Source organism: Calothrix sp. FACHB-168, from assembly GCF_963889195.1.
Taxonomy (GTDB): domain Bacteria; phylum Cyanobacteriota; class Cyanobacteriia; order Cyanobacteriales; family Nostocaceae; genus Aulosira; species Aulosira anomala_A.
The window spans coordinates 1-6,305 of sequence record NZ_CAWPNJ010000104.1 but is presented as its reverse complement, the minus strand read 5'-3'; the positions used below and the strand labels follow the sequence as shown (position 1 = coordinate 6,305).

5 protein-coding genes are annotated in these 6,305 nt (G+C 38.7%); 2 read left to right on the top strand and 3 right to left on the bottom strand.

Features of this window, described 5'->3' with window-relative positions:
* Positions 1-651 (top strand): phosphonate metabolism transcriptional regulator PhnF (phnF, locus tag AACW45_RS38310; RefSeq protein WP_190638247.1); only part of this gene is annotated, 651 nt, incomplete at its 5' end.
* Positions 652-835: 184 nt separating this feature from the next.
* Here phnF and phnE read toward each other — a convergent pair.
* The 3 genes from phnE to phnC all read right to left on the bottom strand — a co-directional run bounded on the left by phnE (position 836) and on the right by phnC (position 3,755).
* Positions 836-1,609 (bottom strand): phosphonate ABC transporter, permease protein PhnE, encoded by a 774-nt coding sequence (gene phnE / locus AACW45_RS38305; protein WP_190638249.1) that lies wholly within the window; start codon positions 1,607-1,609, stop codon positions 836-838.
* Between the two features lie 229 nt (positions 1,610-1,838).
* Positions 1,839-2,846, bottom strand: a complete 1,008-nt coding sequence (phnD, locus tag AACW45_RS38300) for a phosphonate ABC transporter substrate-binding protein (RefSeq protein ID WP_190638245.1) — start codon at positions 2,844-2,846, stop codon at positions 1,839-1,841.
* 111 nt (positions 2,847-2,957) lie between these two features.
* Complete coding sequence (phnC, locus tag AACW45_RS38295; RefSeq protein WP_190638243.1) at positions 2,958-3,755, bottom strand: phosphonate ABC transporter ATP-binding protein; 798 nt, start codon at positions 3,753-3,755, stop codon at positions 2,958-2,960.
* Between the two features lie 647 nt (positions 3,756-4,402).
* Between phnC and AACW45_RS38290 the strand changes: the two genes are divergently transcribed.
* Complete coding sequence (locus AACW45_RS38290) at positions 4,403-6,025, top strand: iron uptake porin (protein WP_190638241.1); 1,623 nt, start codon at positions 4,403-4,405, stop codon at positions 6,023-6,025.
* Positions 6,026-6,305 lie beyond the last annotated feature (280 nt).

The window sequence follows — 6,305 nt, the reverse complement described above, 5'->3', positions numbered from 1 at the left end:
CCAACGGAAACCAAGTTAGCGGAACAGTTTGCAGTCAATCGCCATACTATTAGACAAGCGATCGCACTCTTAAAAAATGAGGGATTATTACGAGTTGATAGAGGAAGAGGGACTTTTGTTGCAGCTAAAACTATCCGCTATGCCATTGGAAAGCGTGTGCGTTATAACCAAACCTTGAAAGCGCAAGGTTGGCAAGCGAGGTTTCAATTATTGCGTGTATTAGAATTACCTGCGGATAATGCGATCGCCAAAGGATTAGAGATTACTCATGGTGAACCTGTAGCGTTAATTGAACGTTTAGGTTTTGCAGATGAAGAACCCATTAGTGTAGGAACGGGGTATTTTCCACTGAAGCGATTTCCTGATTTTTTAGATCCAAAAAATATCAAAATTTTGCAAGAGAAACAATCAATTTCTCAGCTTTTACAACAGATATATGGATGCGATCATATTCGTAGAAGTACCTGCGTTTCTGCTCGTCTAGTTCAGCCACAAGATGCAAAATGGCTGCATCTACCCCTCAATCAACCCATTCTTTTAGCTGAATCAGTAAACGTTGATCAAACAGGTAATGTAATTGAATATGGCGTAACGCGATTGCGAGGCGATCGCATGGAATTGTTTTTTGAAAATGAATTATTTGTTGACTGATGACTGATGACTGGTGACTGATGACTGGTGACTGATGACTGATGACTGATGGCTGATGACTGATGACTGATGACTGATGACTGATGGCTGATAACTGGTGACGATAAAGACTTATTGAGTTAGTTTAGCAGTTAACGGTCAACCGTCAACTGTCAACCGTCAACCGTCAACCGTCAACCGTCAACTAAATTAACCATTCCCTAACTTTTGCAGAGACTACATCAATCGTACCAGTAGCAACAATTAAAATAATCAAAATTGCACAAACTTTTTGATATTCAAATGCGCCAAAACTTTGATATAGTGAAACGCCAATACCACCAGCACCAACAATTCCTAACACAGAAGCAGAACGCACATTTGATTCAAATCTGTAGAGAGTGAAAGAAGTCCACAAAGGCATAACTTGGGGAATTACGCCATAAATTACTTCTTGAATTTGACTTGCACCTGTGGCTCTAATCCCTTCAACTGGGCCAGGTTCTATTGATTCTACTGCTTCCGAAAATAGCTTGCCTAAAGTACCTGTAGTATGAACAAATAAAGCCAAAACTCCAGCAAATGGGCCTAAGCCTACAGCAACTACAAATATTAGTGCAAAAACAATTTCGTTAATAGCACGCATAGCATCTAAAATACGGCGTGTGGGTTGGACAATCCACACAGGACACATATTATTAGATGCTAAAATTGAAAGAGGAACAGCTGCGATCGCGGCCATTAAAGTTCCCCAAATTCCCATCGATATTGTAATTAATGTTTCAGAAAAATAATACTTCCAATCACTAAAGTCTGGGGGTAAATAGGAACGTATATATTCCGCCATATTATCCCCCCGTTGTAGAAGTACAGGAAAATTCAATTCGCTTTGATGATAAGCAAAAATTAATACAGCAGCAATTAAGATAAAAAACAAAACTCTTTGAGTACTTACAAACTTTGCTTCTTTCTCTAGCATCTCTACTACTGCCGGAGATATATTAGTAGTTCTTTGATGTGGCGATCGCACTTTATTTTACCTAAATATGCTTACAAAAATCTGGTTTTTGAAAAAAGATATTTGTAGTATGTATTTGGTGCATCACACTGTCTCTAACACACCCTAAAAACTTTACAAAATATCTCTTGTGACAGTCAACAGTCAACAGTCAACCGTCAACCGTCAATCGTCAACCGTCAACAACCCCCTAATTCAGTTGAATCTCTTTAAGTTGCTGATTAAGTTCTGCTATTTTTTGCTGTTTTTCCTGCTCGCTGATATCCTCTTTGGCTTTAGTCTCTTGAATTTTCTTCGCAATTTCTAGTTCTCGAATTGTATGCCAAGTTTTATCTTCTGCCTTAACAAAGCCAGAAATTCCAAATGGTTCTAAAATTTTAGCGTCTTTATAGTTATAGAAGAAGTTGTGAAATTTCTGCTTAATATCTGCTGGTAAATCTTGACGATAGACAATTGGATCGCTGGGAATTAAAGGTGATTGCCAAATAATTTCAATTTTTTCTCTAGCCTTAGGGTTAGTTTTTTCCAAACGATTTAATGCTTCATTACTCACAGTAGCTACATCTACTTGCTTATTAGCTACAGCCATAGCACAAGCTTCATGATTACCTGCAAATACCAAGCGTTTAAAAGCTTTTTTGGGGTCAATATTATTTTTGGTAAAAATATAGTAGCTGGGAACTAAGAACCCAGAGGTAGAATTAGGCTCATTAAAAGCAAAGGTAAGATTGGCAGCATTTTTAATCACATATTGATCGCCACCTGCTGCTTTAGCCGCAGCAGTAATAGGATTATTCTTATTAGCAATTAAATGAGAATAGTAACCTCTAGTACCATCTTTACTCACAACTTGAGCAAAAGCTTCTGCTTCAGCAACTTTTGCGGCTTCAATATAAGATTTACCACCTAACCAAGCTGCTTGCACTTTACCAAAGCGCATGGCTTCTATCACTGCTGCATATTGTGTGACATAGAAGGGTTTAATAGGAATACCAACTTCCTTTGACATAGCAGCAGCAAAAGGCTCCCAAATTGGTTTTTGATTAGCTTGGGATTCTGTAGACAATACACCAAAGTTAATTTCTTTAAATGCCGAATTACTATTTTCTGCATTAGAACTACAAGCAGAAAGCATTTTGGCACTTGCCAAAGTTATAGTAAACAAAGAAGCCTGCTGAATAAATAATCTTCTTTTCATCATTAACTCCTCAGCCAATGGGATTTTTGATACTAAAAGCTGTAAACATCCAAAATTTTTATTCCGGGGTCATGATTTTCAAGTATTTAGTTATGGGAAAACAGGTAAGAATTATACTAGTAGTTCACCATGTCCTCGCATGACTAGTTCTTCTGCTGCTGCGCCGTAAATCTCGTTGAGTTTTTTGTCGTCTAGTTCTACAGTTGCACCATCAAACATGACTTCGCCATCTCTCAGCGCGATCGCACGTTTAAAGTAGCGTCGCACCATCTGAATCTGGTGTAGGGAAACAACTACGGTGATTCCGCTTTGGCGATTCAATTGCACCAGTAATTCCATGACTTTCCGCGCCGATTCGGGATCGAGAGAGGCGATTGGTTCATCTGCGAGTAGGATTTTCGCGCCTTGTACCAAACAACGTGCGATCGCCACTCGTTGCTGTTGTCCTCCCGAAAGCATCGAGGCGCGTTTGTAAGCTTGTTCTAGAATACCTACCCGCTCTAGTGCTGTCAGAGCTTGATATTTTTCTTCTTTAGTAAATAAATGTATTGCTGACCTTAAAATAGATAGTTTGGCTAAGTTACCAACGAGAACATTTTCGATAACTGTTAGCCTATTTACCAAATTAAACTGTTGGAATATACAACCAATATGGCTGCGTAGCAACCTAATTTTTGAGTGTAATTTACCCTGACTTTGTATTACAGTACCAAAAATATAAATTGTTCCCAAATCTCCAACATGCAAACCATTGATGTGGCGTAAGAGCGTCGATTTGCCTGAGCCAGATGCACCTATAAGGGCCACCATTTCTCCCTCATCAATTGTGCAAAATACGTTTTTCAGGGCAATTTTACCCTTGAAACTCTTCGTGAGTTTACTAACTTCGATTGCTACTGTACTTGTCATGTTTTGACAGTTAAATGCTCTTACTTTAGAACTTAATAATATTCTTAGGTTAAGCAATAATTAAGCTAAGGATAATTTCTGATTTACTTGCTTAATTATCAATCTAATGAATGAGTTAATCGCGGATATCTATCAATATAATAATTACTTTCTGGCATTTACTCGCTATACCTTTTTGGGTTAAGTATTAATTAATAAAAAGATGATTTTAAATTAAATTTATTTTAGATAAGGAGAATTGAAAATTAGGCAAAGGAATAACGCATTTCTATTTAATATTTTATTTATAAATTATCGCTCACTCATGGTTTATTTTTGAGTCAAACACAAATGAATATTAACAAAGAATATCTGTTTAATTAAGAATAGGTAAATAAAATGGAAATGTTTTGATTTGGAAACAGTATCTAGATTGTGGGGCATAATTATGCTTTGATACTGTTAAAGTTGGTTTTTGCAGACCTGTCGAGCAAAGATTGACTTTTTTATCGCCTAACATTTAACTTTTGAATAAAGGTTCAATGCAAAAATCACACTAGTTAGGAAGATTCACTTACGAATATTTGCGATTTTCTAATTAGCAGACAATTGCATATTAGAAAATTTTTGATTTTTCACTAATTACTACCAGGTGTGAGGTTATATTCGTGCAAACAATTTGGCTGAATTCTTTGTTATTTAGCCCAACTATTTTGGGCTTATTGATGCTTGCAGTACCAGCAATAGGGTCTGAAGTACCTATAAATCAAGCATCCAAGTTAAATAGTGTTGAGAATATAGGGCAAGTTACTTCAGTTTCCCAACTTTCTGATGTTCAGCCTACAGATTGGGCTTTTGGTGCATTGCAATCTCTGGTTGAACGATACGGCTGTATTGCAGGCTATCCTAACCAAACCTATCGGGGTAATCGTGCGTTGACTCGTTATGAGTTTGCAGCTGGTTTAAATGCTTGTTTGAATCAGATCAATCAACTGATAGCTACAAGTACAGCCGATTTGGTCAACAAAGAAGACCTCGCAACATTACAAAAGCTGCAAGAAGAATATGCGGCTGAACTCCAAACTGTGCGCGGTCGAGTTGATGCTCTAGAAGTTCGTACCGCAACTTTAGAATCACAGCAATTCTCCACAACTACGACACTGCGAGGAGAAGCAATTTTTGCCTTAGCTAGTGTGTTTGGCTCCGATCGCGCCATCAATACCGATGCTCAAAATGCTGGTACTACCAGACAAGGACTTAACGAAAATGCAATTTTTGCCGATCGCGTCCGGTTAAACTTTGATGCTAGTTTTACTGGTAAAGACCGCCTGAGAGTGAGGTTACAAGGGAGAAACATCACTTCATTTAATACAGGTGTGACTGGTACTAACCAAACTCGTTTAGGGTTTGATGGTAATGAATCCAACAATGTCAGCGTATCAGCGCTGTATTACCGTTTCCCCATAGGCAACTCTACAATAGCCAACATCGCCACCGAAGGGTTGGAATATATTGATGAAGTACCTCCTCTCAGCCGCAATTTTGATTCTAGTGGTTCTGGTGCTTTATCTCGCTTTGGACGTTATAACCCAATTTATCGGGCGGCAGAAGGGCCAGGTATTATTGTTAGTCACAAATTCAATAATATTTTAACTCTCACTGCTGGCTATGTTGTACCATCTGGTGTTGGTAACGATCCTAATAACGGTAGAGGCCTTTTTAATGGTGCTTACTCTGCATTAGGTCAAGTTACTTTTCAGCCCATCTCGCCATTGAGTTTGGCTTTTACTTATGTCAATGCTTATTACACCGATGGTAGTGGAGTCTCCGGTAGTACTGGGACTGGTTTTGCCAATAACCCATTCAACGGTGCGCGAACTTCTGTGAATAACTATAGTGTGACTGCCAATTACAAATTCAGTCCTAAGTTTACACTTACCGCTTGGGGCGGCTATACCAATGCCAAGGCCGAAAATACAGCCGTCGCTAGAAGTGATGCAGAGATTTGGAACTGGGCTGTTCAGTTAGGCTTTCCTGATTTAGGTAAGAAAGGAAACTTTGCTGGAATCGTATTTGGTGCGCCACCTTACGTAGCTAGCAATCAATTTGTCAGTGGTGCTAATCGCCGTCGAGACGATGATGTCACCTATCATTTAGAGGCTTTCTATAGATATAAGGTGAATGACAACATTGCTATTACCCCAGGATTGATATCCATCTTTAATCCTGAAGGTAACAGCAGTAACCCAAATATATATGTGGGAGTAGTGCGTACTACCTTTACTTTCTAAACTTATCTGTCGATGCGATCGCTTTTTTAATGATAGAGGCGATCGCACTGTCCAACTCCACCAGTCGAGCAATTAAAAAAACTTTAAGAATTATTTGATTTCCAAGTGTTCTTATCAGCTAACGCTTGTGGAAAATTTTCCTTAAGCGCTTCATCTGGCAACGCATAACGGCGCGTCATTCTAGGGCGTGTCATCAATTAGGTAAACTTGAGTAGGTAATGCTTGGGATAAGCCAAATAGAGAAACAATGACTCGACGTTATGCGCTACGAGATGACCAG